At 67.6% G+C, this 26,070-nt stretch carries 24 protein-coding genes; 15 read left to right on the top strand and 9 right to left on the bottom strand.

Features of this window, described 5'->3' with window-relative positions:
* Positions 1–305 precede the first annotated feature (305 nt).
* The 3 genes from CF165_RS50665 to CF165_RS40270 all read left to right on the top strand — a co-directional run bounded on the left by CF165_RS50665 (position 306) and on the right by CF165_RS40270 (position 2,990).
* Positions 306–776: a hypothetical protein gene (locus tag CF165_RS50665; RefSeq protein ID WP_143268787.1), complete on the top strand. Its 471-nt coding sequence runs from the start codon at positions 306–308 to the stop codon at positions 774–776.
* 607 nt (positions 777–1,383) lie between these two features.
* Positions 1,384–1,944 (top strand): hypothetical protein, encoded by a 561-nt coding sequence (locus CF165_RS40275; protein WP_093952838.1) that lies wholly within the window; start codon positions 1,384–1,386, stop codon positions 1,942–1,944.
* Positions 1,941–2,990, top strand: coding sequence for a tyrosine-type recombinase/integrase (locus CF165_RS40270; protein ID WP_167441719.1), 1,050 nt, complete (start codon positions 1,941–1,943; stop codon positions 2,988–2,990). Before CF165_RS40275 ends, CF165_RS40270 begins: the two co-directional genes overlap by 4 nt.
* 343 nt (positions 2,991–3,333) lie before the next feature.
* On the opposite strand, the gene CF165_RS40265 is transcribed toward CF165_RS40270, so the two are convergent.
* Complete coding sequence (locus tag CF165_RS40265; protein WP_093952837.1) at positions 3,334–4,014, bottom strand: TetR/AcrR family transcriptional regulator; 681 nt, start codon at positions 4,012–4,014, stop codon at positions 3,334–3,336.
* Between the two features lie 91 nt (positions 4,015–4,105).
* On the opposite strand from CF165_RS40265, the gene CF165_RS40260 reads away from it, so the two are divergent.
* The 6 genes from CF165_RS40260 to CF165_RS40235 all read left to right on the top strand — a co-directional run bounded on the left by CF165_RS40260 (position 4,106) and on the right by CF165_RS40235 (position 9,460).
* On the top strand, positions 4,106–4,999 hold the full coding sequence (locus tag CF165_RS40260; protein ID WP_158226904.1) for a dioxygenase family protein: 894 nt from the start codon (positions 4,106–4,108) through the stop codon (positions 4,997–4,999).
* The gene (locus CF165_RS40255; RefSeq protein ID WP_093952836.1) at positions 4,996–5,430 is read left to right on the top strand and encodes a nuclear transport factor 2 family protein; all 435 of its coding nucleotides are present in this window, start codon (positions 4,996–4,998) and stop codon (positions 5,428–5,430) included. The genes CF165_RS40260 and CF165_RS40255 overlap by 4 nt, the downstream gene beginning before the upstream one ends.
* Positions 5,431–5,463: 33 nt before the next feature.
* Positions 5,464–6,141: an SDR family NAD(P)-dependent oxidoreductase gene (locus CF165_RS40250; protein WP_093952835.1), complete on the top strand. Its 678-nt coding sequence runs from the start codon at positions 5,464–5,466 to the stop codon at positions 6,139–6,141.
* Between the two features lie 9 nt (positions 6,142–6,150).
* Positions 6,151–6,522 carry a DoxX family protein gene (locus CF165_RS40245; RefSeq protein WP_093952834.1) on the top strand — a complete coding sequence of 124 codons (372 nt, stop codon included), beginning with the start codon at positions 6,151–6,153 and terminating at the stop codon, positions 6,520–6,522.
* Positions 6,523–7,792: 1,270 nt separating this feature from the next.
* Entirely contained in the window at positions 7,793–8,935 is a 1,143-nt protein-coding gene (locus CF165_RS40240; protein WP_205661111.1) for an SMP-30/gluconolactonase/LRE family protein, read from the top strand.
* Between the two features lie 75 nt (positions 8,936–9,010).
* Positions 9,011–9,460 carry a nuclear transport factor 2 family protein gene (locus CF165_RS40235; protein ID WP_093952832.1) on the top strand — a complete coding sequence of 150 codons (450 nt, stop codon included), beginning with the start codon at positions 9,011–9,013 and terminating at the stop codon, positions 9,458–9,460.
* A gap of 187 nt (positions 9,461–9,647) precedes the next feature.
* Here CF165_RS40235 and CF165_RS40230 read toward each other — a convergent pair whose 3' ends face one another.
* Positions 9,648–10,520: a helix-turn-helix transcriptional regulator gene (locus CF165_RS40230; protein WP_093952831.1), complete on the bottom strand. Its 873-nt coding sequence runs from the start codon at positions 10,518–10,520 to the stop codon at positions 9,648–9,650.
* A gap of 970 nt (positions 10,521–11,490) precedes the next feature.
* On the opposite strand from CF165_RS40230, the gene CF165_RS40225 reads away from it, so the two are divergent.
* Positions 11,491–12,369, top strand: coding sequence for a helix-turn-helix transcriptional regulator (locus CF165_RS40225; protein WP_093952830.1), 879 nt, complete (start codon positions 11,491–11,493; stop codon positions 12,367–12,369).
* A gap of 283 nt (positions 12,370–12,652) precedes the next feature.
* Positions 12,653–13,384 carry an SDR family NAD(P)-dependent oxidoreductase gene (locus tag CF165_RS40220; protein ID WP_093952829.1) on the top strand — a complete coding sequence of 244 codons (732 nt, stop codon included), beginning with the start codon at positions 12,653–12,655 and terminating at the stop codon, positions 13,382–13,384.
* A 648-nt stretch (positions 13,385–14,032) separates the two neighbouring features.
* Here CF165_RS40220 and CF165_RS40210 read toward each other — a convergent pair.
* The 7 genes from CF165_RS40210 to CF165_RS40175 form a co-directional block, all read right to left on the bottom strand.
* Positions 14,033–14,890: an aldo/keto reductase gene (locus CF165_RS40210; protein WP_205661110.1), complete on the bottom strand. Its 858-nt coding sequence runs from the start codon at positions 14,888–14,890 to the stop codon at positions 14,033–14,035.
* Positions 14,891–15,150: 260 nt separating this feature from the next.
* A complete protein-coding gene (locus tag CF165_RS40205; RefSeq protein ID WP_093952827.1) occupies positions 15,151–16,137 on the bottom strand; it encodes an aldo/keto reductase in 987 nt (328 codons plus the stop codon).
* Between the two features lie 118 nt (positions 16,138–16,255).
* Positions 16,256–16,576 (bottom strand): carboxymuconolactone decarboxylase family protein, encoded by a 321-nt coding sequence (locus tag CF165_RS40200; protein ID WP_093952826.1) that lies wholly within the window; start codon positions 16,574–16,576, stop codon positions 16,256–16,258.
* 579 nt (positions 16,577–17,155) lie between these two features.
* Positions 17,156–18,256: a CaiB/BaiF CoA transferase family protein gene (locus CF165_RS40190; RefSeq protein ID WP_240522009.1), complete on the bottom strand. Its 1,101-nt coding sequence runs from the start codon at positions 18,254–18,256 to the stop codon at positions 17,156–17,158.
* A gap of 234 nt (positions 18,257–18,490) precedes the next feature.
* Positions 18,491–19,420: a MaoC/PaaZ C-terminal domain-containing protein gene (locus CF165_RS40185; RefSeq protein WP_276209762.1), complete on the bottom strand. Its 930-nt coding sequence runs from the start codon at positions 19,418–19,420 to the stop codon at positions 18,491–18,493.
* Complete coding sequence (locus CF165_RS40180; protein ID WP_093952823.1) at positions 19,417–20,127, bottom strand: nitroreductase; 711 nt, start codon at positions 20,125–20,127, stop codon at positions 19,417–19,419. The genes CF165_RS40185 and CF165_RS40180 overlap by 4 nt, the downstream gene beginning before the upstream one ends.
* Before the next feature lie 243 nt (positions 20,128–20,370).
* Positions 20,371–21,018: a TetR/AcrR family transcriptional regulator gene (locus CF165_RS40175; RefSeq protein ID WP_158226903.1), complete on the bottom strand. Its 648-nt coding sequence runs from the start codon at positions 21,016–21,018 to the stop codon at positions 20,371–20,373.
* 202 nt (positions 21,019–21,220) lie between these two features.
* On the opposite strand from CF165_RS40175, the gene CF165_RS40170 reads away from it, so the two are divergent.
* The 4 genes from CF165_RS40170 (at position 21,221) to CF165_RS40155 (ending at position 26,033) form a co-directional block, all read left to right on the top strand.
* Positions 21,221–22,843, top strand: a complete 1,623-nt coding sequence (locus CF165_RS40170; protein WP_093952821.1) for a class I adenylate-forming enzyme family protein — start codon at positions 21,221–21,223, stop codon at positions 22,841–22,843.
* Positions 22,844–22,957: 114 nt separating this feature from the next.
* On the top strand, positions 22,958–23,158 hold the full coding sequence (locus CF165_RS40165) for a hypothetical protein (protein WP_093952820.1): 201 nt from the start codon (positions 22,958–22,960) through the stop codon (positions 23,156–23,158).
* The gene (locus tag CF165_RS40160; RefSeq protein WP_093952819.1) at positions 23,158–24,498 is read left to right on the top strand and encodes an MFS transporter; all 1,341 of its coding nucleotides are present in this window, start codon (positions 23,158–23,160) and stop codon (positions 24,496–24,498) included. Before CF165_RS40165 ends, CF165_RS40160 begins: the two co-directional genes overlap by 1 nt.
* Positions 24,495–26,033: a class I adenylate-forming enzyme family protein gene (locus tag CF165_RS40155; RefSeq protein WP_093952818.1), complete on the top strand. Its 1,539-nt coding sequence runs from the start codon at positions 24,495–24,497 to the stop codon at positions 26,031–26,033. The genes CF165_RS40160 and CF165_RS40155 overlap by 4 nt, the downstream gene beginning before the upstream one ends.
* The last annotated feature ends 37 nt before the right edge of the window (positions 26,034–26,070 follow it).

Raw genomic sequence — 26,070 nt, 5'->3', positions numbered from 1 at the left:
GCAGCGCGGCGGGGGGGCGGGGGGGGGGGGGGCTTCGTAGCTGTCTTTCCCCCGGCGCGTGGGGCGCTGTTGCCGACACCGACCGCGCACGATGGTTCTTCCAACGGAATCTCCGCTGCCTCACGACAAGGAGGCCCGTCCCTCTTGGACACTCTACGCCTGCTGCCCACGCCCCGGGCGACCGACGGGACGAAGGGATGCCCCGCGCAGCGCGGCTCGAAAGGCGATCTGATGCTGCCCTCGGTCGCCGTCGCCGTCACTACGTCCCGCCCGAGGACGAGCGCGCGGAAGGGTGAGGAGTGACCGTGCCGAACGCCGACCACGTACCACGCGCACGTCGCGCCGCACGCGGTAAACGGACGCCGGTGGACTGGGGCGAGTACGCCGCCGCAGTGCGCCGCTGGGAACTCATCACCGGCCGCCTCGCGCCCTACCCGACCCAACCCGGCCGTCACGGACGCCCCGTCCTTGCACCCGCCTTCGTCGAGTGGCTCATGGGCCTCCCGCCGGGCTGGGCCACCGCCGACCATCTCGACTTGCCTCGCACCGCGCAGCTGCGCGCACTGGGCAATGGGGTCATGCCGCAACAGGCAGCCCAGGCGCTCCGGCTGCTGCTCGAGGATCTCACCCACCTGCACTGCACCTGCCGCGCGGCGGGCAGCACACCACCGCAAGCTCCTGCCTGCTCGGGGCGCACCGTCCGCCCGGGCACCGGCTCGACGCGTCTCGTGCCCACCGCACGCGGTCGCCGCACCGGCACCAGCCGGCGTCACTGAATTCGCGGTGTTGTGGGTGAGCCGTCTCGCCGGAGCCCTGTCTCGCGGCGCCGCGCTTCACCCACATCCCCATCACCCGGAAAGAAGGGGTTGTCATGCCCGCGTGCAGCCGTACGCACCGACCCAACCGCCTGCGCCGCTGGGTCCACACCACCCGGCACCGCCTCACACCGCGGCACCTGCGGCGGCCGAATGGTTGCGTCACCAGCCGGCCCGGCAGCCACGTCGACCGGTTCCCTGCTCGACCTGACTACACCGCTCATCGTGGCCGGCACCTCGGTTGGGCTGGTGTCGGTCGATCGGTGCAGCGCCCTGATGGCCGAACTGCGCGGCAGCCGCCTCATTACCCGCGTCTCACCAGCCGAACGCCGTGCTACGTGCCGAGCACACGCCGCCGGTATCCCGATCGCGGTCACAGCTCACCTCGAAGTGCTCGTCTTAAGGGCTCGCCCACGACGTCGAACCGGCTGCCGCGCAGGTCCTCCGGCCAGCCGGCCACGGCGTCGAGAACCTCGGCTGGAGGCGAGCGGCATGACCACGCGAATTTTTGCCGTCGGCAGCAGCGCGGCGATCGGAGCGGCTCGGATATGTCGGGAAGCAGGGCGGCATGAGCACGCAACCGCGGCGCGCCAGGCCTGACAGGCTGTCGTTCGCCTTGAGTCCGACGGTCGTGTTGGAACAGCTCGTTGACGGCGTGCGGACGACAACTCTCCCCAGGCGGGGCATCGAGCCGAAGATCGGCGATCCGGCCCAGGTGCCGACCGTCCAGCCACCGCAGAACCTGCCGGTTGCCGCGCTCATTGACCGCGCGCCCCGGACCGCAACGTTCTACGCCGTGACGACCATCGACACTCGAGGGCGCCTCGCCGATCGATCACCTTTGCGCGTCCTCGGCTGGCCGCCACTCTCGCGGATCTCCATCGGCACGATCAACGGTGAGCTGATCATCGTCCGGCGCTGCGACGGCCCGGACACCATCACCGGTCAGGGGCATGTTCGTCTCCCCGCGCGGATCCGGCACCTGTGTCGACTTGAGCCCGGCGGACGCCTTCTCGTCGCGGCCTTTGCACCGCACGGTCTGCTGGCGGTGTACACGAATTCTGCTCTCGACGCGATGTTGCGGGCGTACCACCAGGCACTTCGGGCCGAGAGCCGGATCCCACGATGAGCGCTGACGTCGAAGCTGCTCGGCTCGTGCTCGCGAGCCTTGGGGTCACCCCCGAGCAACTGCTCGCGGTGGGTCGGGATACCGACCCATTACCGACCATCCGTGACTACATTTCGCGGGTCGCAAGTGCCGTCCCGCCAGGTACTCGTCGCGCCTACGGCACGTACTGGGGACGCATCGTCGAGGCCTGGGGCGATCGGCGAATCGACGAACCGACGCCACTGGAGGTCAGGCAGCTTGCCGAGGAGGTCAAGGCTCGCGTTGTCGTCCGGAAGAATTCACGTGGAGGACGAAGCGCGGCTGAGCATTTGATCGCCGCCCTCCGGTGTATGTACCGGCACGCCGTTGCCGATCAGCTGATCGCCGAGGCGGACAACCCTGCGACACGCGTCCCCAAGCCTCGACGGCTGGCCAGTACCCGAAGAGCGTTGCCGAACGAGCGGCTCGCCGAGATCAACGACGTCGCCGCGGCGACCGGAAACGATCCGGAACTCGACCTGCTCATTCTGCGGCTGCACACCGAGACAGCGTGCCGTCGGGGTGGAGCACTCGCACTTTGTCCCGACGATCTCGACTCCGAGCAGTGTCTCGTTCGGTTGCATGAGAAGGGCGAGACGGTGCGGTGGCAACCGGTGTCTCCCACTTTGATGCGTCATCTCCTCTTGCACGCAGAAGAGCGTGGCGCGACCTCGAGTGACCAGCTCTTGAGGTATCGCAGTGGCCGGCCGATCACCGCTCGGCGCTACGACTACTTGTGGACCCGCTTGGGCAAGCACCTGCCGTGGGTAGCTAGGCAGGGAGTCACCACGCACTGGCTGCGACACACGACCCTGACCTGGGTAGAGCGGAACTTCGGTTACGGGGTCGCGCGGGAGTACGCGGGACATACCGGCAAGAGCGACGCTGGCACCACGACCACCTACGTCCGGGCTGATCTCCACGAAGTCGCCGCTGCTCTGGCAGCCATGACAGGCGAGCCCCACCCACTCGCAGAACGCCGCGGGCGAGACCTGGCCAGCGGGCGACATCATGATCGGGCCTCATAGATCCGGCGAGCCGATCCGGAGTGCGGCACGGGGACGTCATGGCCGTCGACCGGTCGTGTATTCGTTCGGTCGTGGGACGGGCGAGGGGGTGATGCCCCTGGTGCACCGCTGCGCGAGGTCGAATTCTCCGGCCTGGCAGGCGCCATCCGGTGTCAGGTCCACCTGTTCATGCTGACCCTCATCGGCCGCAGTTACGAGGGGATGCCTCGGCTGAATTCCGTGGTCCAAGGAGGCTCGAACTCCTGACTTTCTCACTGCCAGTCAGCGGGGGCCGAGTTGTTAATGATCGTTTACAGGTCCGTACGGATAAGACTGTCGTGAGTCGGCGTGTTGTTGCGGTGTCTCAGCGGTCGATCTCGGGACGTGCGAAGCGGATCATGGCGCGGTAGAGGGCGGTGGGGGCTGGCGCCGGGGGCAGCGGCGGGAGCGGGGCGTCCGGGGTGGCGAAGGAGCGGATCATGTGCCCGACGAGGCGGCGCCAGGTTTCGGGTGCGGCGTCGCCGGTGGCGGCGATGACGCCCGCGTTGGCCATGAGCAGGATGACGAGGTCTTCCGGGGTGAAGTCGGTCCGTAGGTAGCCGGTGGCGCGGGCACGGGCGATGAGTTCGAGGAACCTGTTGTAGGCCTCGGCGCGGCGCGCTTCCAGGGCCTTGGCCGCGGGGAAGGTCATGGTCAGGACGTCGGCGAAGCCGCGGTCGGCGGCCTGCATGGCGCAGACGGCTTCGAGGTAGCGGGTGAACCCGTGCCAGGGAGCGGGGTCGGCCAGTGCCTCGGCGGTGGCTGCGGCGTAGGCGTCCATGCGGTCGGCGAACACGGCGGTGATGAGTTCCTCGCGGGTGGCGAAGCGGCGGGAGAGGGTGGCTTTGCCGACGCCGGCCTGGCGTGCGACCGCGGCCATCGAGACACCCAGACCTTCGGTCGCGTATAGGCGGCGGGCGGCGCCCATGATGCGCTCGCGGTTGCGCTCGGCGTCGGCGCGCAGGGCCGGTTCGTCCTGCGGAACTGGCGCTTCGGGCGGTGTCATGCACCCCACACTACAAGTGGAACACCCTTCCCGTTTGTGGTGTTACTCTCGATATCGAAACGGGAAGGCCGTTCCACTTATGGAGGCGATCATGTCCGCAAGCACCCCTGCTCCGTGGGAAGCTGTTGATCCTGTCCTGGTCAACCCCCGGGCGGTGCGTTTGGTCGAGGCGTTCAAGGACGCCCTGGCCCGGATGCGTGACGAGCACGGCCTCACCTTCGACGACCTCAACACGGTGACCACGCTGCTGGAGCAGCTGCGTGACGCCACTGGTGTTCCGTTGTCGTTGGTCGCGATGCCGTTGTTCAGTGAGGTCTTCCAGGGCGGCCAGGACGGATACACGCCCTCGGACGACGTCGTGAGCCCCACCTACGTGCCCGGCTCGCCGCTGATCAGCAATCCCGGCGTGCTGCCCATGCGTCCGGACGAACCCGGTATCCCGCTGGTCACGTCCGGCCGCGTGCTGGATGGCCACGGTGCTCCTCTGGCCGGTGCGGAGCTGGTGATCTACCACGCCTCCAACGACGGCATGTACTCCGGCATCTGGGACGACGGGCAACCCAGGTACAACCTGCGGGCCCGCCAGCTCACCGACGCCGACGGGTGTTACGCCTTCACCACCGTCACCCCTGCCCCTTATCCCGGTGTGCAGGGCGAAGGGCTCGACGACGTGGCTCGTGCCGTCGCAGCGATCGGTCGCAGCACTTATCGCCCTGCTCACATCCACTACGAGATCCACCACCCAGAGTTGGTCTCTTCGTTCCGGGGCGAGGTCTACTTCGCCGGCGACCCGGTCATTCCCGTCGACTTCGTCGGCCCGAAACTGGCCGCGCCGTCGTTGCAGGCGACTGTGGTTCGGCACGAGGCCCCGGAGGACGTCGCGGCCCACGGTTTCGATGGGCCTTTCAACACCGCCGTCTTCGACTTCGTGGTCAGGACCCGCACCAGCCCCGCCACCGCCGTCCATCCACAGGAAACAGTGTGAGCTCCGGCGACGCCGCGGCCTGGATCCTCACCCGTCTGAACACCGCATTCGCCCACCACTACGACCGGCGCGAGTACGACCAGGTGCTGGCTTTGTTCACTCCTGACGCGGTCTACGAGGTCCACGGCCAGGTGCTGCATGGCCACGCCGAGATCAAGACGGCCCTCGACTCCCGCGCCGGCCCGGAACTGACCGTGCGCCACCTCGTCACCAACCTGCACATCCACACCATCCAGGAACACACCGCCCACGGCGTCTCCTACCTGACCGCCTACGCCGGTCCCACGCCTGCCGACGCGGGCCTGGCCCGCCACCCGGCCACGCACGCCGGCCACATCGTCGAGGTGACCGATCGGTACACGGTCCACGACCGCCGCTGGAAGATCGCCCACCGTGTCGCCGAGGACATCCTCGTCCCGGCGACCGACTGACCACCCGGTAACCGCTAGGAAAGGAAACTCATCGTGCCCACCATCGTCATCGTCGGCGCGGGCCCTGGCCTGGGGCTGTCCATCGCCACAACTTTCGGTGACCACGGCTTCGACGTCGCGCTGATCTCCCGCAACAAAGAGAAGCTGGACGACCTCGTCGATCGCCTCGCGGAGCGGGACATCACCGCGGCGGGTTTCACCGCCGACGTCATGGACCGTCCCTCGCTCACCGCGGCGTTGGAGGCCGCCGCGCGGCACTTCGGCGGCAGCGGTGGCATTGACGTCCTTGAGTACTCGCCCGCCACCCGTGACATCGAGATCGCCGGACCGTTGGACGTGACGCCGGAGAACCTGCAGTCGCAGCTCGAGTACAACCTCTACGGCGCCGTGACCGCCGCCAACGCGGTGTTGCCGGCGATGCTCGACGCAGGTGCCGGGACGCTGCTGTTCACCACTGGCGGTGGCTCGGTCACCCCGAACCCGATGTTCGGCAATGTCAACGCCGCCCAGGCCGCCCTGCGCAACTGGGTCCTCAACCTCAACAACGTCCTCGCCGACAAAGGTGTCTACGCCGCACACGTCGCGATCAACGTCTGGATCGGCGCGAACGCCCCGGCAGGCTTCCTTTCCGCCGACGCCGACACCATCGCTACCCGGTACTGGGATCTCTACGAACGCCGCGACCAAGCCGAACTCGTCTACGCGGGCTGAATCGAGACTATGAACATCTTCCTGTGGATCGTGCAGGCCGTGCTCGCCGCTATGTTCGGCATGGCCGGTGTCATGAAAGCCACCCAACCCAAGGACAAACTCGCCGACCGGCTGCCTTGGGTGGCCGACTTCTCGCCAGCGACCGTCCGTTTCATCGGCGTGGTGGAACTCGCCGGCGCACTGGGCCTGATCCTGCCCGCAGCCACCGGCATCGCGCCCATCTTCACCCCACTCGCGGCGACCGGCCTGGCCGGCACGATGCTCCTCGCCGCGCTCACCCATGCTCGCCGCAAGGAACCCGCCGCGATCGCCTTCAACGCCGTCCTGCTCGCCCTGGCCACCGTGGTCGCCTGGGGCCGATTCGGCCCCTACGCCCTCTGACCCGATCATCACCAATACGTGAAGGAAATACACATGCGTGCTTTGATCACGGCCGACTTCGGTGCCACCCCGAGGTCGCTGAGGTTCCCGGACCTGAGCCCGGTCCGGACGAGGTACTGGTGAAGGTCGCGGCCCGCCTCGCGATGATCAGGGTGTGACGCGGGAAGATCGTGAGGAAGCTGCGGCAGCGGCTGTCATGTTAGGACGGTGTGCAGCGGTCCTCGGCGGCCGATCGCCCAGACTGGGGATCACCATCCCCGAGGCGTGAGCGCACCGCGGCGTGCAAGCGGGCGCCCGCTGGGCACTGGTCCTGAGAGGCGATCACGTTTGGTGTGTTCACGATGTTCTGGACAGCACTCACCTTTCCTGCTCAGCGCACCGCCGTTCGACTACTCGGTATAGGTCTGTTCTGCCCCGCGGGACTTGCCGGATTCGTTGCCGCGCAGCGCGCCGGGCTTCTACGCGACCGTCGCTGCCCGCAACAGGGGCGGGCTGGGCACTGGCGCTTGCGGCCTTCGCGCTGGCAGGTGTCGCAGGCGACGGCGGCTCGGTGGGGTCCTTGCTCCTCGCGATCGTCCTCCTCGACATCGGCATCCAGGGCCTCGACATCTCAACGAGGTACGCCTGTACGCCCTCGCTCCTGAGGCCCGCTCCCGCCTCAATACGGCCTTTCGTGGCGTGCAACTTAGTCAGCGGGCGATCGGCTCGGCCGCCGCGACCGCGCTGTGGTCGGCGGGCGGCTGTGGTGGCAACGTCGATGGCGGCGCGGCGCTGTGCCGGCTCGGGCTTGTGGTGTGGGCCGTCGGACGGCGGGGGCGCTTGCACCGACGACGTAGAGCGACCGGCCCTCGGCCGCAGCGAAGAGCCCAGCACCGGGGTCCAGCAGTAGTCGCTGCCGTAGAGGATCCGCTCCGTGCCGAACGCGGCGGCCAGAGCCGAGACTTGATGCAGCCTGCTGGGGGTCCCTGCTGGTACCCCTCACAGCGAAGACTCCCATCTCAGATGCGCTTCCGATTGCATGGATGAGTGCCCCGCCGCGGGGCCGGGGCCGGTTTCCCGGCATCGAACGGTCTCCTGAAGTGAAGGATCACCATGACTGGCAAGAATCCGATGATCGAGCTGAACAACGGCATCGACATGCCACGCTCGGCCTCGGCGTCTTCCAGCGCACGCCCGAGGAGACCACCCCCGCGGTGGTGAGCGCGTTGCTACCCCCGGCCAGGCTCCCGAGCCGGACCGACACTACGCAACGTCCTGGCACATCGACCACATGAACGCCGTGCTGACCTGCGAACGCAGTGACCGTGCAGCACAGCGGCGAGCGCGCGCAAGCCGGCCTGTGGCCGGGGTGATACCGGCCCTAGCCCTGATAGCTGTTGCCAGGCCGCTGGCCCCCAAAAAAGCCCCTAACCAGGAGTCATTCATGAACAAGCGGTTCACCACCTGTGCCGCCGCGGTCGCCGTGACGGCCGCTGCCCTCATCTCGGCCCCGTCCGCATCCGCCGGCACCGGGCACGCACCGACACAACCGGTCGTCACCCAGGTGAGGACGGTGTCCGCGTTCGACTACGCCTCCGGCGACGCGCCCGAGAACATCACCGTCAACCCCGACAACACGGTGACGCTCTCCATGCTGGGATCCGTGGCCAACAAGGCACCGACACTGGTGAATCTCACGCCGTCCGGCCACCGCACCACGCTGGCGACCGGCCATGCGGGCGACCAAATCACCGGCAACACGCGCGGCCGCGACGGCACCGTCTACTACAACCTGCAGTCCGACAACGCCTCCCGCTCCGGCGTGTGGAAGCTGCCTGTGGGCGGCAGCCCCCAACGGCTGGCCGCCCTGCCCACCGACGGACTCCCCAACGGTCTTGCCCTCGATACCGCCGGCCGGACCCTGTATGCCGCCGACAGTCTCAAGAGCACCATCTGGGCCGTGCCCGCCGCCGGGGGCCGGGCGACCGCCTGGCTGACCGACCCGGCCCTCGACTCCGACCCGGACGCCACCCTCAAGCTGGGCGTGAACGGCCTGCGCTTCCACAACGGCGCCGTCTGGGTCACCAACTTCAACAAAGGAACGCTGTCGAAGATCCCGGTCACCGGCGACGGCGCCCCCGGCCGGATCCACACCGTGACCAGGGCGCTCGCCAACGCCGACGACTTCAGCTTCCTCAACGAGCACTCTGACGTGGTGTTCGCCGCACAGAACGACCCGGCGGACAAGATCACCGTGGTCTACCCTAACGGCACCACCAAGACCGCACTGACTACTTTGGACGGACTCGCGTCGCCCACCTCCACCGCGGTGAGCGGGAACCGGCTGTACATCACCAATGCCGGCCTCAACGCGCCCCACGACGCGAAACTGCAGCGCGCAGCCATCAACCTCGGACGCCTGCTCACGCCCTAGACCCCTGGGCACCGCTGATTCGCAATCACCGACATACCAAGGCATCCCGCCCCCACGAATCAAGGAGCGTACGACATGATCTCCCGTGAAGACCGCCGCGAGGCGGAACACCAGATCGCCCGCCTGATCTACACCTACTGTCACCGGCTCGACGGCGCCGACCTCGAAGGCGCGGCGTCGCTGTTCGAGAACGCGAGGTGGCAGCTCTCTCCGGAAATCGTCTGTCACGGCAAGGCCGAGCATCTTGCCGCCCTGAAAGAGCCCATCATCGTGTATGGCGACAAACTGGGCACCCGCCACATGGTCGGCAATCTCATCACCGATGTTGCCGACGACGGTCTGACCGCGCGCAGCATGTCCTATGTGATCAGCTTTCAGGTCGTGGAGGGCTTCCCCCTCCAGCCCATCTACCAGGGCCGCTACGAGGACACTTTTGCCCTGACCGACGGCGAATGGCATTTCGTCTCCAGGACAGTTCACAGCGACGGCATCGGAGATATGAGCCACCACCACAAGAGCGCCTGAATCGATGCAACCACAGCCCATGAAACGAACGCGGATACGCAAACGCCGTCATTTCCCAGGCTGAGAGCGCGGTTCTCGACACCCGTTCCAGCGTGAAGGCTCAGGTCTTTGACCTGGGCCTTCCCGCGGTGATCAGTTATCGCGTGCCGGATTGCTGACCGATGCGTGGAGGTAGCCGGAGCCGGCCTCAGTTCTCGCCCTCGGCCTGCGCGGCGGCCTGGTGCTGGGTGGCTGCCCAGCTGGCCAGGAGCTTCAGGGCGTCCGCGGCCGGTGTGCCGGGATCGGCGCTGTAGACGGTGACGGACAATCCGTTCTCACCGGGCAGGTCCAGCATCTCGTGGACGAGTTCCATGTTGCCGACCGCGGGGTGGTGGAACCGCTTCGTTCCGTCGGTGTAGACGTGGACGTCGTGGGCGCCCCACATGGTGCGGAAGGCGTCGCTGCGGGTGGACAGCTCACCGATCAGGTTCGACAGCTCACGGTCGTAGGGGTGCTTGGCGGCCTCGACCCGCAGCACACCCACCGCCGCCCGGGAAATACGCTCCCAGTCCACATAGAACCGGGTGGCCCGGGGGTCGAGGAAGGCGAACCGGCAGGTGTTGACCGGCTCCACCTCGAACACCTCGCAGTGCAGGGCACGAGCAAGCGGATTGGCCGCCAGGATGTCCATGCGATTGTTGCGCAGGTACGCCGGCTGGTCGTGCAGGCCCTCGATGAGGCGCAGCACGCTCGGCCGCACGACCGCCTTCTTCCGGCGATGCCGGACGCGGGCCGGGCCAGAATTGGCCGCACGCGCCAGCGCATACAGGTGATCGCGTTCGATGTCGTTGAGCCGCAGAGCCTGAGCAAGCGCGTCCAGAACGCTGTCGGAGACCCCGCCGAGGTTGCCGCGCTCCACGCGCGTGTAGTACTCGACGCTCACCCCCGCGAGCGCCGCGACCTCGGCGCGGCGCAGCCCGGGCACCCGGCGCTGCCCGTACACCGGCAGGCCCGCCTGCTCAGGCGTGATCTTGGCGCGTCGGGACTTGAGGAATGCGCTGACTTCGTCCCGGTTGTCCATGAAACCAGCGTAGAAGACAAGTCGGCTGGTGGGAGTCCCTGCCATTACCTCCCGGGTCGTGACTCTCCGCAACCGGGGCGGCCGTCGCCTGGTCGAGTGCCTCGCTCTGAGGGGCCACGGCTGTCGACGCACCGCAGTAGTGGGCGAAGACACATCGCATCGTCGGGGGAAGGATCACCATGCCGACGAAGCCGCGTGCAGCGGAAGGGGCTGGCCATCGACCGGGGCGGCAGGGCAGGGCCGTCGTGCTGGGCGTCGCTCTCGCCGGCCCGATGACACGGCGCTCGACGTGATCACGGTCGCCGACCAGATCCTCGCACCGCTCGTCGGCGAACGGGGTCAGTAGCTGACCGGAAACGGTCGTCACACCGAGCAGGGTGATCGCCCCGGCCATGCCCCGAAGGGCGGGGCGAGCGCGCAGGCGGCGAGGGCGAGAGCCGAGGCCGGCGTGATGAGCGGGATCAGGCGGCCGGCGGTCGAGGACGTCGCCGAGCGGCACGATTCCGGCGGCGTAGCCCATCTGGATTACGGTGATCAGCCAGCCCGCGCCGGCCCGAGAGGCGTGCAGGTCGTCCGCGATGAAGTCGATCAGGTCCCAGGACCCAGTACGGATTGCCGACGGCAAGGCCGCCGGCGAACGCGAACCGCAGGGTAAACGAGCGGGTCATGCCCCGCGAGGGGTGGTGGGCCGCACCGCTGAGCTGGTGGAAGCGGACACGAGACTCTTTCGGGGGATATGAGGATGGAAGCCGGGGAGGGCTGTGGCCCGGCTCTTACGCGGAGGGCGTGTAGGGGTGGTGCCCGTCGGCGACCAGGGCCGCAGCACTGCCGAGCCGATGAATCCGGTCAGGAGCACGTTGATGGTGGGCAATGGACAGAGAACCGGCTTTCATCCGCGCGAGGGAGTTCACGCTGTGACGGGTATTGGCAGGGACCCCCACCTGCCCATTCGGTTTCTTATGCTGGACGCATGGACAACCGGGACGAAGTCAGCGCATTCTTGAAGTCCCGACGCGCCAAGATCACGCCTGAGCAGGCGGGCCTGCCGGTGTACGGGCAGCGCCGGGTGCCCGGGCTGCGCCGCGCCGAGGTCGCGGCGCTCGCGGGGGTGAGCGTCGAGTACTACACGCGCGTGGAGCGCGGCAACCTCGGCGGGGTCTCCGACAGCGTTCTGGACGCCCTCGCGCAGGCTCTGCGCCTGGACGACATCGAGCGCGATCATCTCCACGTCCTGGCCCGCGCGGCCAACACGGGGCCGCCCCGCGTACGCCGCCGCCCGAAGACGCCCACCGTGCGGCCCAGCGTGCTGCGCATCATCGAAGGGCTGCACGACCAGCCCGCCTACGTGCACAACAACCGCCTGGACATCCTGGCGGCCAACCCCCTCGCCCGTGCCCTGCACCACGAGGCCCTCGAGCAGTACCCCGCCAACACCGCCCGCTACGTCTTTCTCGACCCGCGCTCCACCCGCTTCTACCCCGACTGGGAACGCGTGGCCCACGACGGGGTCGGCGCCCTGCGGGTCGCCGTCGCCAAGCACCCCTACGATCGTGAGCTGTCGAACCTGATCGGTGAGCTGTCCACCCGCAGCGACGCCTTCCGCATCCTGTGGGGCGCGCACGACGTCCACGTCTTCACTGAAGGCGTCAAACGGTTCCACCACCCTGCGGTGGGCGACATGGAACTCGTCCACGAGACTCTCGACCTGCCCGGCGAGGGAGGACTCTCCATCACCGTTTACAGCGCCGGACCGGGCACGCCGGCCGCGGACGCCCTGAAGCTCCTGGCCAGCTGGGCCGCCACCCAGGAGCAGGACTCTGCCGCCGCGCGGCCCGGCACCGAGCGCTGAAACCGGCTCCTGCCCGTCCTCTGAGCTTCTTGTCTGGTAACGCTGTCTCGGACAGTGGGAGTCCCGCTTCGTCGTTTCGGCAAGGCGGAAGAAGTCACTTCCCTGGTTGCGTTCTTGTCCTCGGATGAGGCGAGTTTCATTACCAGGTCGAGTGCCTCGTGGACGTCGGAATGGCCGTATGAGGGCCGGCCGCCTCTGACCGCTTTTGCCTCGAATTGACCGCACGCTCGGGCGATATCCCAGCTACGGCATCGATTCACGCAGCAATAGGAAGGAAAATCTCATGTCGCGCATCTTCGTCACAGGTTCCGTGGAGGGGCTCGGCCGCAGCGCAGCCGAGGCCCTGATCTCGGCCGGTCACGAGCTCGTCGTGCACGCCCGAAACGACCGGCGCGCAGACGCGCTCGACGACCTCGTCGCCAAGGGAGCACACGTCGTCGTCGGGGACCTGGCGCGCATGGACGACGTCCGGGCTGTCGCCGAGGGCGTGAACCGCCTGGGCAGGATGGACGCGGTGATCCATAACGCGGGCGTCGAGCAGGGTGCATCGCTTCTGCCGGTGAACGTGGTGGCGCCGTACGTGCTGACTGCGCTCATCGAGCGGCCGGCACGGCTCGTGTACATCAGCAGTGGAATGCACCGAGGCGGGCGGCCGGACCTCACGGACGTGGACTGGTCAGGCGCGCGCCGGACGCACTCCTACTCCGACAGCAAGCTGTTCGTCACGGCGCTGGCGCTGTTCATCGCCCGCACGTGGCCGGACGTGTTCACCAACGTTGTCGACCCCGGGTGGGTGCCCACCCGCATGGGCGGGGCAGCGGCCAGCGACGACCTCCGTCTCGGTCACGTCACCCAGGCATGGCTCGTTGGAAGCGACGACCCCGAAGTGCAGGTCACCGGACGGTACTGGTTCCACCAAGCACGCCAGCAGCCGGCTCCGGCCACTGGGGACGAGGCATTCCAGGAAGAACTCGTCTATTCGCTGGCTCGTTACACCGGTGTCACTCTCCCTTGAGCTGTGGCGCGTCGGGAGACTGCTGACAACCGGCGGTTCTCCCTGTCGGGATTCGGCAAAGCCGTCAGTCGTGATCGCGCCCACCGGCGCCACGCTCCGCTCACGGTCCGAGAGGGCGCGTCAGCTCCCAGCTCGCCGCACCGGCCCGGGGCGCCTGCGGTTCCGTGTCGACATTGCTGTACCCGGACGTCACCATGTGGAAATGCCTGGTGAAACGGACTTTGTGGACTCGATACTTTTCCAGCACGCGTAGCCACAGAACGCGCATACCAGCGGTGCCGGATGTTTGGCAGGGCTCGCTCACCTCCCGCCGGGCGGGGGCATGATCAGCTCCGGTGACCGGCGCGCTGCGGGCTGAGAAATACCTCGCATCCTGCGCGCCGGCGATGAAGGCGCCGACCCCGAGGAGGGCCGGGCGCTGCGGTGCGACGCCCACAACACCGCACTGCGCCCCTGGCCCTCCTCGCCCGCGCACGCGGCACTGTGGCCGGCTGCGCGACGAGCATCACATCGACCGCACTGCGCTCCGACAGGTCCAGGCCGCTTCGACGTCGAGGAAGTACGCCTGTCCCGTACCGAGTTCACCGAACAGGAGATAACTCGCCGCTCGGGTAGGACGACAAGACGCGGCGAGCCCGCCGGCGGCGGTCAGTCGAAGCGACGACTGCCCATCCAGGCGACGACGTCGGGGTCCCGGTGGTCGATGACACTGCTGGCGCCGGTGTCCAGGGTGGCGATCCGGGCCATCTCCTCCAGCGAAAGCGTGAAGTCGAAGATGTCCAGATTCTCGGCCATCCGCTCGGGCCGGGCCGACTTCGGGATGACCACGATGTCCCGCTGGACGAGCCAGCGCAGGACGGTCTGGGCGACTGTCTTGCCGTGCGCGGCGGCGATCCCGCTCAGCACGGGATTGGTGAAGAGGTCGTCGCGTCCCTGGCCGAGCGGGCCCCAGGATTCGAGCCGCACCCCGCGCTTGTCCATGACGTCCTGGTCGACCGTCCGCTGGAAGAACGGATGGGTCTCGATCTGGTTGACCGCCGGGGTGATCTCGTTGTGGTCGATGAGGTCGATCAGCCGGTCGGGGAGGAAGTTGGAGACACCGATGGCGCGGGTCGCGCCCTGCCGGCAGAGGTCCTGCATGGCCCGCCAGGAGCCGTAGATGTCGCCGAAGGGCTGGTGGATCAGGTACAGGTCGAGACGGTCGAGGCCGAGCTTGCGCAGCGAGGTGTCGAAGGCGCGCTTGGTGCGCTCCTCGCCGGCGTCCTGGATCCACAGCTTGGTGGTGATGAACAGCTCGTCCCGGGGGATGCCGCTCTTGGCGATCGCGCGGCCGACGGCGTCCTCGTTCTGGTAGCCCTGGGCGGTGTCGATGTGGCGGTAGCCGGCTTCGAGCGCCTGGGTGACGACCTGCTCGGTTTGCTCGGCCGGAACCTGGAAGACACCGAAGCCGAGGATCGGTATCTCGACGTCGTTGTTCAGTGTGACGTTGGGGATGTTCTGAGACATGGTCGATACGTCTTTCTGTCGTGCTGTCGCGGGGAACGGTGCGGTGGCGCGGCCGGTCGGCAGTTCCTGATGGAGAGGGGGAACATCGCGGTGCCGACCTTGCGGGGTCCGGCCCCATACGGGTGACCGTCGGTTCAGCGGTGCTGCGGGCCCGAGTGGGTGAGCAGCCGGCTGAGGCGGATGGGGCCGCGCCGGAGGTTGGGGTCGTGGGGTGCGTTGAGTTCGGCGTTTGGTGATGTATGGCCGGTTTCGACGCGGGCCTACTTGCCCACGAGGCCCATGTGCATCTCGTTGTAGCGGTCGCCCTGCACGCCGACGCGCGACGCCAACGCATCGAGATCCGCCAGCTCGTCGGCGGACAGGCCGACTCGGGTCGCACCGGTGTTTTCCTCGACACGCTCGATGCGGCGGGTTCCGGGAATGGGAGCGATCCACGGCTGCTGCGCGAGCAGCCAGGCGAGAGCGATCTGCCCCGGGGTGGCGTCCTTGGCCTGGGCCAGCGCGGCTACCTGGTCGACCAGTGCCTGGTTGGCAGTCCGGTTGTCCTCGCTGAAGCGCGGGATCGTGGCCCGGACGTCACCTTCGGCGAAGTTGGTGGCAGAGTCGACGGTGCCGGTGAGGAAGCCCTTGCCGAGCGGGCTGAACGGCACGAACCCGATGCCGAGTTCGGCCAGTGTCGGCAGCACCTCCGGCTCGGGATCGCGGGTCCACAGCGAGTACTCGCTCTGGACCGCGGTGACGGGATGCACGGCGTGGGCGCGGCGGATGGTGCCCGCCGCGGCCTCCGACAGTCCGAAGTGGCGCACCTTGCCCGCCTTCACGAGTTCGCCTACCGCTCCGGCGACCTCCTCGACGGGAACGTCGGGGTCCACCCGGTGCTGGTAGAAGAGGTCGATGGTGTCGGTGCGCAGGCGGCGCAGGGAGGCGTCGGCGACGCGCCGGATATGCTCCGGCCGACTGTCGAGACCGGCGATCGCGCCGTCTTCGATGTGCATGCCGAACTTCGTCGCGATGACGACTTGGTCCCGTACGGGGGCCAGCGCCTCGCCCACCAGTTCCTCATTGACGTACGGCCCGTAGACCTCGGCGGTGTCGAAGAAGGTGACGCCCCGGTCGACGGCGGCGCGCAGCACGCCGATCATGTCGTCGCGGCTGCCCGGGTTCGGGCCGTAGCCCTGGGACATGCCCATGGCGCCCAGGCCGATGGCCGAGACCTCAAGGCCCTGGCCCAACGTACGTGTGTGCATTTCGATCTCCTCTGCATCTCGGTCCGCACCCGGGAAGGGGACGGGTTCACTGGCGTGTGCAGCCGCCGTCGACGGGCAGTGCGGCACTGCCGTCGCGGTGGGGATGGACCGGGGCTGGTCAGGCGGATTGCTCGTCTGCGATCTTCTTCAGCAGTGTGCTCGCGGTCATGGCGTTGGGCCATCCGGCGTAGAACGCCAGGTGCGTGATCGCCTCGGACAGTTCCTCGATGCTCAGCCCATTCTCCAGGGCCTTGCCCAGGTGGTACGGGAGCTGCTCGCTGCGGTAGAGCGCGGCCAGAACACTCACCGTGACCAGGCTCCGGTCCCTGGGGGATAGCCCGGGGCGCTCCCACACGTCCGCGAACAGCACGTCATTCGTGATTTGGACCAGCTTCGGCGCGATCTGGGCTAGCTCCGGGGGTGCGGACTGCTTCGTCATGCGATGGCTCCTTGCCGTGATGCGGGCATGTATGCGGCAGATCCACTCGGTGCGAGCGGGGCCTGCCCGACAGCCGCGGCGCCGGCCCCGATCTGTTCCGGGCTCCGGCCGACTGCCGCTGATATCGAGGAAACAGCACGTCATCCGCGTGCGAAAGGCACTGTCCTTAGGGGTACTGACAGGGCCTCCCACGTGCGGCGAGGCGGCTCTACGCTGGAGGTAGGGACATCGCTCACGACATCCGCGAATTCCTCGCCACCCGGCGCGCGAAGATTCCCCAGCCGGCCGGGCTGCCTGCTTCGGCAGCAACCGGTGGGGTGCCGGGACTGCGCCGTGAGGAAATTGCGCTGGCTGGTGTGAGCATGGACTACTACGTGCGCGTCCGAGAAAGTCCTGAACGCCGTCGCGAACGCCCTCCAGCTTGATGACGCCGACGCGCCCACCTGTACGACCTGGCCGCCCTGCGCACCCGACCCGCCGCGCCAGGAAGCCGTGTGGACCCATCCCCGCCGGCCCGGGCTTCTTCCCCGGCTGGGCGGCATCGCTCCATGGTCAGGTCCGCCGAGACCGGCTTCATTCTCACCGCCTACCAGTCCAGTCAGCGAGAACCTGGGCTACGGGTTCGACCTCCCCGGGCGGGCCGGCAACCGTGGTCGTGGACCGGGAGAACCGGGGGGCGGGCGCGGCCTGCGCAACACCGTCCGGGCTGACGATCGTGTTCCGGGCGGCGAGCTGGGGATGGGTCGGCACCTCGCCGAACGTCAGCACCGGTGTGACACAGGCGTCCGTGTCCTCGAAGATCGCCGTCCACTCGTCGCGTGTCCGGGCGGCGAAGATCTCGGTGAAGCGCTCCTTGACCGCCGGCCAGGACGGGACGTCCAGCTGCGGCGGGAGGTCTGCCGGGTCGATCTCGAGGCCCTTCAGCAGCTCAGCGTAGAACTGCGGTTCGATGGCGCCAACGGCCATGAACTTGCCGTCTGCGCACGTGTAGGTGTCGTAGAACGGGGCGTATCCGTCGAGTAGGTTGACGCCGGGGGCGTCCTGCCAGGTCTGCTGGCCGAGCATCGACCACACCATTTGCACGAGGATGCTGGTGCCGTCGATCATCGCCGCGTCGACGACCTGGCCTTGGCCAGAGCCGCGAGCCTCGAGAAGCGCAGCGAGCACCCCGATGACCAGCAGCATCGAACCGCCGCCGAAGTCACCGACGAGGTTGAGCGGTGGGACCGGGCGCTCGCCGGAACCGCGGCCGATGGCGTGGAGGGCACCGGTCAGCGAGATGTAGTTGATGTCGTGTCCCGCTCGAGCGGCCATGGGGCCGTCCTGCCCCCAGCCCGTCATCCGGCCGTAGACGAGCGCAGGGTTCCGGGCATGGCATTCGGCCGGGCCGACGCCCAGCCGTTCGGTGACCCCGGGACGGAAACCCTCCAGTAGCACGTCTGCCTTCTCAGCGAGCCGGAGAACGCTCTCTCTGCCTTCGCGCAACTTCAGGTCCGCCGTCACGCGCCTGCGGCCGCGCAGGGTGAAGTCGACCGCCTGTGATTCTCTGTCGGTGGGCCGCTCGATCCGAACGACCTCGGCCCCCAGATCGCCCAGGATCATCGCCGCGTGCGGGCCGGGGCCGATTCCGGCGAGTTCAACGACGCGTACGCCGGCGAGAGGTCCGTTGCGGAGGGTCACGGATGCCTTCCTGTTCGAGCCATTTCCCGGGAGGCAGTCCCGGTGCTTTCTGTGCTGCAATTCTTCTGACAGCGCGTCCCAGTGCGACCCTCTGTGGCACTCGTCGTGGACGAGCCCGAACAGGGCCATCTCGTTCCCTTATGTGTCGCGATCGCCTGGGACCGTCCATCGAACGGAAATTCGACAGAGTGTTGCGTGTTCCGCAACCATCCAGTTCAGCTATGAGAGTGCTCGTCAACGGTGAGTTGAGTCGCCAAAGGTGCTGTCAGGAGGGGGCCCGACCTCGATGAGGCCCGATTTGAGGCACAGCCTGCCGTCACCGAGGACGGTTTCCCACCCGAAAATGCGCGAGGACGTGTCGTCGGCGTAGATCCGCGTCGTCAATGTGTCGTCGAGCAGAACCGGACTGCTCATCCGCACTGCGATCCGGCGGACGCGCGAAACGTCGTCGTCGCACACAACTCGCATCACGTCCTGCGCCGCGATGGCGAATGTGCAGTTCCCCTGGTTGATCACATCGGGGAACCCGAACGACTTCGCCACCTCGACGTCCAGGTGGACCGCTTCGGTGTCACCGGACGCCTTCGAGTAGCGGAGCGACTGGTCGGCATCCAGGCGGCGAGCCGCGGGAACCCCACCAACCTCACGAGTCAGGGATCCAGCCGGGGATCTGGCTTGGTCGATGTCCTCTCCGGCCGGCGCGGGCAGCGACGCCCCCCTGATGAACATCGTGAAGATCTGGTCGACAACCGGACGGTCGTCGTCGTCCACGGACAGGGCTCGAGCACTCAGTGTCATGCCTGTCGATGCCGGGGCTGCCCTCACCACTGCCGCTCGCGTCCATAGCCGCATACCGGCCGTGATCGGTGCAGACAGCCGGATGTCCTGCTCGCCGTGCAGCGAACGGGAGTAGAGCTCGGGATCGAGAGTGCCCTTGAGCATCTCGAAGGCCGTGTCCCAGGCGGGGACCACGGCGAACACGGGGTTCGCGTACTTCCCGGAGGTGCGGTCCGGGTTGGTGTCGTTCGTGGCCTCCGCGTACGCCGCGAGCCGGCTCTCGTCCACTGTGAACGGGCGGGGATCACACCAGACCCCGATCTTCGACAGGTCGGGGAGCCCGGGTCGCCCGCCCGCGGTAGGCCCGGGAGCGCCCTCGGTTGTCACTCGGCGACCCACTTGACGGCCTCGTCGACCGATGCCCGCTCGGTCCGGAAGCCGTTGACGGGATGGTCGGTGTCGGAAAGGCCGAACGAGATCCCGCAGACGACGTCCCGCTCATCGGGGATGGAGAAGTACTCCCGGACCAGGTCCGACTGCATAGCGATGGCCGCCTGGGCGATGGTCGCGATCCCCAGACTTTGCGCCGCGGCCAGGAACGTCGACACGTACGCACCGCAGTCGACCAGCCCGTACGGGCCGAGGCGCCGCTCCGAGGTGATGACGGCTAGGTGGGGCGCACCGAACATCCGGAAGTTCTCGAGCATCTGCTCGTTTCGACGCCCTCGGTCGCCGCGCTCGATGCCGACGCTCGCGTAGAGCGCGTAGCCGGCGGCCCGTCGCCGGTCCTGGTACACGCCGACGTACTCGCTGGGCTCCGGCACGTCCGTCCTCATCGGGCGGCTTTGCGCCGCCTCGTAGAGGGCCTTCCGGAACCGCTCCGTCCCCTCGCCGCTGGTCACGATCACCTGCCAGGCTTGGGAGTTGCACCACGACGCGGACTGCTGCGCCATCGTCAGCAGGCGGCGCACGGTATCCCGGTCGAGTTCGTCGGGCAGAAACGCCCGACAGCTGTGCCGCTCGTGAAGGATCTCCTCCAGCACAGCGGCCCTGTCGAGCGTCGCGTTCCGTTCCCTACCAAAGCTTGTGCTCATGGGCCCTCCGAACTCATCTTTGTCACTCGACGCGAACCTGCTGGACGGCAGATTCCCCGGGCGTGACTGCTCCCTCTGGCCCGCGACCTTCCGTATCGGCAACGTCCGCGACTGCGGTACTGACGTCCTGGGTCGGAGTCGGGGCACCGGGCTGACCGGTCATGATCTGGAGCCAGTCTAACGGATATTAGACAGCTGCGGAAGGCGACCTCCGTTAAGGTCTGCTCGTCTCCTGTGCCGGCGTCATCCGGCGCTCCGGAACGGCGGCTGGAACGCCCGGCGGATGAGGCGGACGGTCGTCTCCAGCAGCTCTGACTTCGGGGTCCGCTCGGGCGTCCACCACTCGGCCGCTGAGTTCAACGACCCCATGAGCAACTGGTAGGCGACGTGCCAGTCGATGGCGCCGCCGATTGCGCCGCTCTCGAGAGCCTCGTCGAACAGCTGCTTCCACAGCCGCCCATACTCACGCCTCTGCACCATCAGGCGGTCCTGCATCTCCTGGGGGAGATGGCTGAAGTTCCGCGTCGATGCAGCCGAGAACGAGGAGATCGACAGGACGGCGTCGAGGTGAGCGGTCGCGGCCGTACAGATCTTGTCGAGCGGGGACACGGAGTCGGGGAGAGCGGCGAGAGCTTCCTTCGCCCGGGCGATGATCAGGGCTTCACCCTCGCGGATCACACTCTCGATCATGTCTTCACGGTTGGGGAAGTAGTAGTAGATCGTCGCCGCCTGCAACTCTGCGAGCTCGGCGATCTCCGCCATCCGTGTCCCCCCGTAACCCCTGCTCCGGAGCACCTCGGCGGCGGCTTCCAGGATTCGAGTCCGCGTGTCACGGCCAGGCTGTGCTGCAGCGTCCTCTTCGTCGGCTCGCCTTGTGGACGCAGAGACCACGATGCCTCCCCAATCGACAGCATGATAGATGGATCATCAGTCTAGACGGCGACGACATCGAGGGTCCGCCGTCATAACACTTTGCCTTGTCCGTGGCCTTTACTGAGGACAGACACGGGCTGCCCCGACCGGTCACTCTTGACACTGGAGGCCTGCCTATCTAACTTTCATTAGAGAGATGCCCCTGCGCTGAGGATCACCGATGTTTTCAGTAGGTCACCACCTCGACGGGGCTGGACGAAGGAGTGTCGACATTCCTGCCATCACCGACCTCTTGTCGCGGAGCTACCAGGCGTACGAGCCCCGCCTCGCCGTCGTGGACTCCCACGGCGTACTCACCTTCGGCGAGCTCGCCGAAGCGGTCCGCCGGGTGGCCGCCGGCCTGGTCGAGCTTGGCTGCACTCCGGGCAACCGCATCGCGATCGCGGCCTCGAATCGGACTGAGTGGACCGTCGTCGAGCACGCCGCCTACTTCAGCGGGCTCGTCCGCATCGGCCTGCTCATGCGCTTGCACGTCGAGGAGATGGCGCAGATCCTGGCGGACGCGGAGCCGACCGTGGTCGTCGCCGAGGGCAAGTGGCTCGACGAGACGGGGATCGCGTGGCTGCCGTCCTCGGTCCGAGCGATCGTGAGCATCGGGCCGTCCGCGCACGCGACGGTGACCTACGACGAACTGCTCGCGCGTCCCGCACCGGCTTCGTTACCGAACCCGAAGCCTGAGGACGACACCCTCTTCTATTACACGTCCGGATCGACGGGCACGCCCAAGGGTGTCCAGCACACCGGTCTGGCCGTCGGCGCCATGGTCCGCAATCTGCTGGAGGAGATGCCAGACATCGGGCCAGGGGACGTCGTGCTGCACAGCGCGCCGCTGAGCCACTTCAGCGGGTGCGTCGGCACGGCTGTCCTCGCCGCGGGTGGCGCTAATCTTCTCGCGGCGACCTTTGACGTGGACCGGATTCTGGCGGCGATCGACGAGTCGCGCGCTTCCGTGCTCGTACTCGTTCCCACCCAGCTCAACATGCTGACCGCCGAGGTTCTCCGACGCCGTCGGGACGGGCGGGAGGTCCGGACCCAGAGCCTGAAGGCGATCATCTACTCGGGCTCGGCAATCGCCCCCGATCGCGCCCGCGACGCGCAGGACGCGTTCGGCCAGATCCTGATCCAATTCTACGGGGCGTCCGAAGCACCGCTTCCGCTGACGGCGCTTCACCCTGCGGACCACTCCGCCGACATCGTGGACTCGGGCGGTCTCTCGCGCCTGGCGTCCGCTGGCAGGCCGACAGCCCACGTCGAGCTGCGCATCGTCGACCTCGACGGCCAGGAGTCACCCGCCGACCAGCCGGGTGACATCCAGGTGCGCGGGGAGCAGACGATGCGCGGCTACTGGCGCCGGCCCGACGCCACGGCCGAGGTCGTGGACGCGGCCGGGTGGATCACCACCGGAGACATCGGCTACCTCAGCCGCGAAGGCTACCTCTACATCGTCGACCGCAAGAAGGACATGATCGTCACCGGCGGGTTCAACGTCTACCCGCGTGAGGTGGAGAACACGATCGCCAGACTCCCCGGCGTCCGGGACGTCGCGGTGGTCGGCGCACCCAGCGAGAAATGGGGCGAGGAGGTGGCAGCCTTCGTCATCGCCGACACCGGGACGCCCCTGACGTCCGCAGCGATCGTGGAGCATTGCCGCTCGTCGATCGCCGGGTACAAGGTGCCGAAGCAGGTCCATCTCGTTGCGAGCTTCCCGACCACGCCGAGCGGGAAAGTCAAGAAAAGAGTCCTCGCGGACCAGCTCTGGGCGGGACAGGCCAGACGGGTCTGACCTGATCCGCCGTCCCGGCCCGCCCGACTGACCAGGTCCCGGTTGGACGGCTCACCTGATGATGCCTTGGCACAGCGGGTTTCTTGAGAACGTCGCCACTTCAAAGGAGAAGACATGGCCCGTGAACTGACTCAGTACTGCGCGTTCGCCGATGCCGGATGGCCGGGAAACACGATTTTCACGGAGTACGACATCGCGCCGGATGGGGGAGAGGGGCAAGCGGTCCCGGTAGCCAACAGTCATGCCGCGCCGCCCTTCGAGGCCTACACGGGTGACGTTCCGCAGCATGTTGTCGGAATGCCGAGGCCCCACTGATGGCCACCGAAGATGTCCTGCACTCTGGCGAACCCGCGGTGGGGCAGCATCGCGATGAGCCGGCGACCAAACGCCGAAAGTTCACCCCGCGACAGCGGAAAGCGGTCATCGCGGGTGCTGTCGGCAACATGGTCGAGTTCGTTGACTGGGCCATCTACGCGACCTTTGCCCCGATCTTCGCGACCCAGTTCTTCGCGCCCAGGAATCCGACGGCAGCGTTGCTGTCGACGCTCGCGGTCTACGCGGCAGGGTTCGTGATGCGGCCGATCGGCGCAGCGCTGCTGGGGATCTTCGCCGACCGCCACGGTCGCAAGAATGGCCTGGTACTCACCGTCGGTTTGATGTCGGGCGCCTCTGCGGTCATCGCGATCGCTCCGACCTACACACAGGTCGGCATCCTGGCACCCCTGCTCCTGCTTTTCGCGCGGCTGATCCAGGGCTTCTCTGCGGGTGGTGAGTTCGGGTCCTCGGTGGCGTTCATCGTGGAGTGGGCGGCTCCTGGCCGTCGTGCGTTCGCCGGATCCTGGCAACAGGTCTCGGTCGGTGCGGGCACGTTGCTCGCGGCGGGGATGGGAGCCCTGCTCACCGGCGTGCTCGACCAGCAAGCATTGCAGAGCTGGGGATGGCGAGTCGCCTTCGGTGCCGGTGCCGTACTAGGGCTGGTTGCGCTCTGGTTGCGCTTCTCGATCTCAGAGACGGAAGCGTTCGCTAAGGCCACGAAGCGGCCAGGACCGCGGCGCAATGCATTCGCGGCAGTAGTGCGGGACCACCCGCGGGCAGCCCTTCGTGTCATGGGCATGACGATCCTGCCCGGGGTCGCCTTCTTCATGTGGGTCTCCTACATGCCCGCCTATGCGCACCTGACCACGGGTTTCCCGTTGCGTGAGGCCCTGCTGGCGAACACGATCGCGCTCGGCATCTACGTGATCGCAGTGCCCTTCGGGGGGCTGCTCGCCGATCGGGTCGGCCGCAAGCCGGCTTTGGTCGCCTTCGCAGCCGGCTTCGTCGTCTTCACCTGGCCCGCCCTGCACTTCGTGGGAAACAGCTTCGCCGGGCTCCTGGTCATCGAGATCATCGGAATGCTACTGATCGTCGGCTACACGGGCACTTGTGCAGCGGTCATGGCGGAGCAGTTTCCCGCCGAGGTGCGCACCACCGGCATCGGACTGCCCTACGCCGTGTCCATCGCGCTGTTCGGCGGAACCGTCCCGTACGTCGTGACCTGGATGAACTCGAGCGGGCTGGGTGGGCTGGTCTGGCTCTACATCACGGTCGCCGCAGCCATCAGCCTCATCGTCTACGCGACCATGCCCGAGACCAAGGACCGGGTGCTCACATGAGTGTTAGCGCATCGACCTGGAGCGAGGCGATCCGCTCGGCCGCGAAGCTCTATCCGGATCGCATCGCCGTCGTCACCGACGGAACGCCGTGGACCTACGCGGAAATCGACGACTATTCCTCGCGCGCCGCGAACTTCCTCCTCGAGGAGGGCCTGCATCCGGGCGACCGCGTCGCCACGCTGATGTACAACGACGTCAACCACCTGATGCTCCTCCTCGGGTGCGCGAAAGCCGGCCTCGTCCTCATGCCGATCAACCGCAGGCTCAACGCCGTCGAGCTCGAGCAGGTGCTGCGTCTCGCGGATCCACATCTGGTTGTGCACGATCCCGAGTTCGCCGACAGCGTCTCCGCGTTCTTCGCCGGCCACGCCGGGCGTCGTTTGTTGCCGAGGGCGATGGGCGGGCGCACCCTCGCGGACGCGATCACCTCCCGCTCGTCGGCCGATCCCGGTGTCCGGGTGTCGCCGACGGACATTCAGGTCATCCACTTCACGTCCGGCACCACCGGCACTCCCAAGGGGGTGTGTCGCACGTACGCGAGCAATATCAGTGTCTCGCGCGACACCTTGGCCGCCATTCCCCAAGACGAGAACTCCGTCTGGGCCTTCGAGTTCTCCTTCACCAGCGCGTCGTTCTGGGGCATCGGCGCACAGGTCTGGCTCGTCGGTGGCACGCTGCGGTTGTCGCGGAAGTTCGACGCGCCGGAGATGCTGGAGGCGCTGCGGACCACCGTCACCCACGCCGTGCTGGGACCCACGATGTGGGAGATGCTCCGCCAGGCGGCCCAGTCGCGCTCGCTCCACAGCAAGACTTTGAAGGCGGGGTTCTGGGGTGGGATGCCCATTCGCCGTTCGTCGGCCGAGCGCCTTGTGGAGTGGTTGGGCGTCCCGTTCGGGTCCGCCTACGGCCTCACCGAGGCGCCTTGCCTCACGTGGAACGCCGGGGACGACGCGCGGAAGGCGCCGACCGCGGTCGGCAGGCCCGGCAGGTCCACCCGCATCCGCGTCGTCGGCGCCCAGGGCGAGGACCTCACGGACGGCGGGCTCGGGGAGATCCTGGTCAAGAGCGACGTGACGGCCAGTGCGTACTTCAACGCACCCGAGCTGACCTCCGAGACGTTCGGCCCCGAATGGCTCGCCACCGGAGACATGGGCGAGTTCGACGCCGCGGGCAGGCTACACGTCCTCGACCGGTCGAAGGACTTGATCATCAGCGGCGGCGAGAACATCTACCCCGCCGAGATCGAGGCCGTCATCAGCCAGCTCGCGGTGGTTCAAGAGGTCTGCGTCCTCGGTGTCCCGGACGATCGTTGGGGCGAGGTTCCCGCGGCGATCGTGCGTCCGGTCGCCGGGGCGGCGATCGCCCCGGATGCGGTCCTGGAGCACTGCACAGCGCGGCTGGCGCGGTACAAGATCCCCAAACTGGTGGGTGTCGTCGCGGAGATCCCCAAGGGCGACCTGGGCAAGTTCGAGAAGAAGAAGATCCTCGCGGATCTGGGTTCCTATTTCCCGACCGATGTGGGAATCGCGACCTAGAGGACGGCTCGGTCGCCCACTTCGGCGCCGATCGTGA

It is taken from the genome of Amycolatopsis vastitatis (assembly GCF_002234595.1).
GTDB classification, from domain to species: Bacteria; Actinomycetota; Actinomycetes; order Mycobacteriales; family Pseudonocardiaceae; genus Amycolatopsis; species Amycolatopsis vastitatis.
The sequence above is the reverse complement of the archived record's forward strand: the minus strand, read 5'-3'. Positions and strand labels throughout refer to the sequence as shown.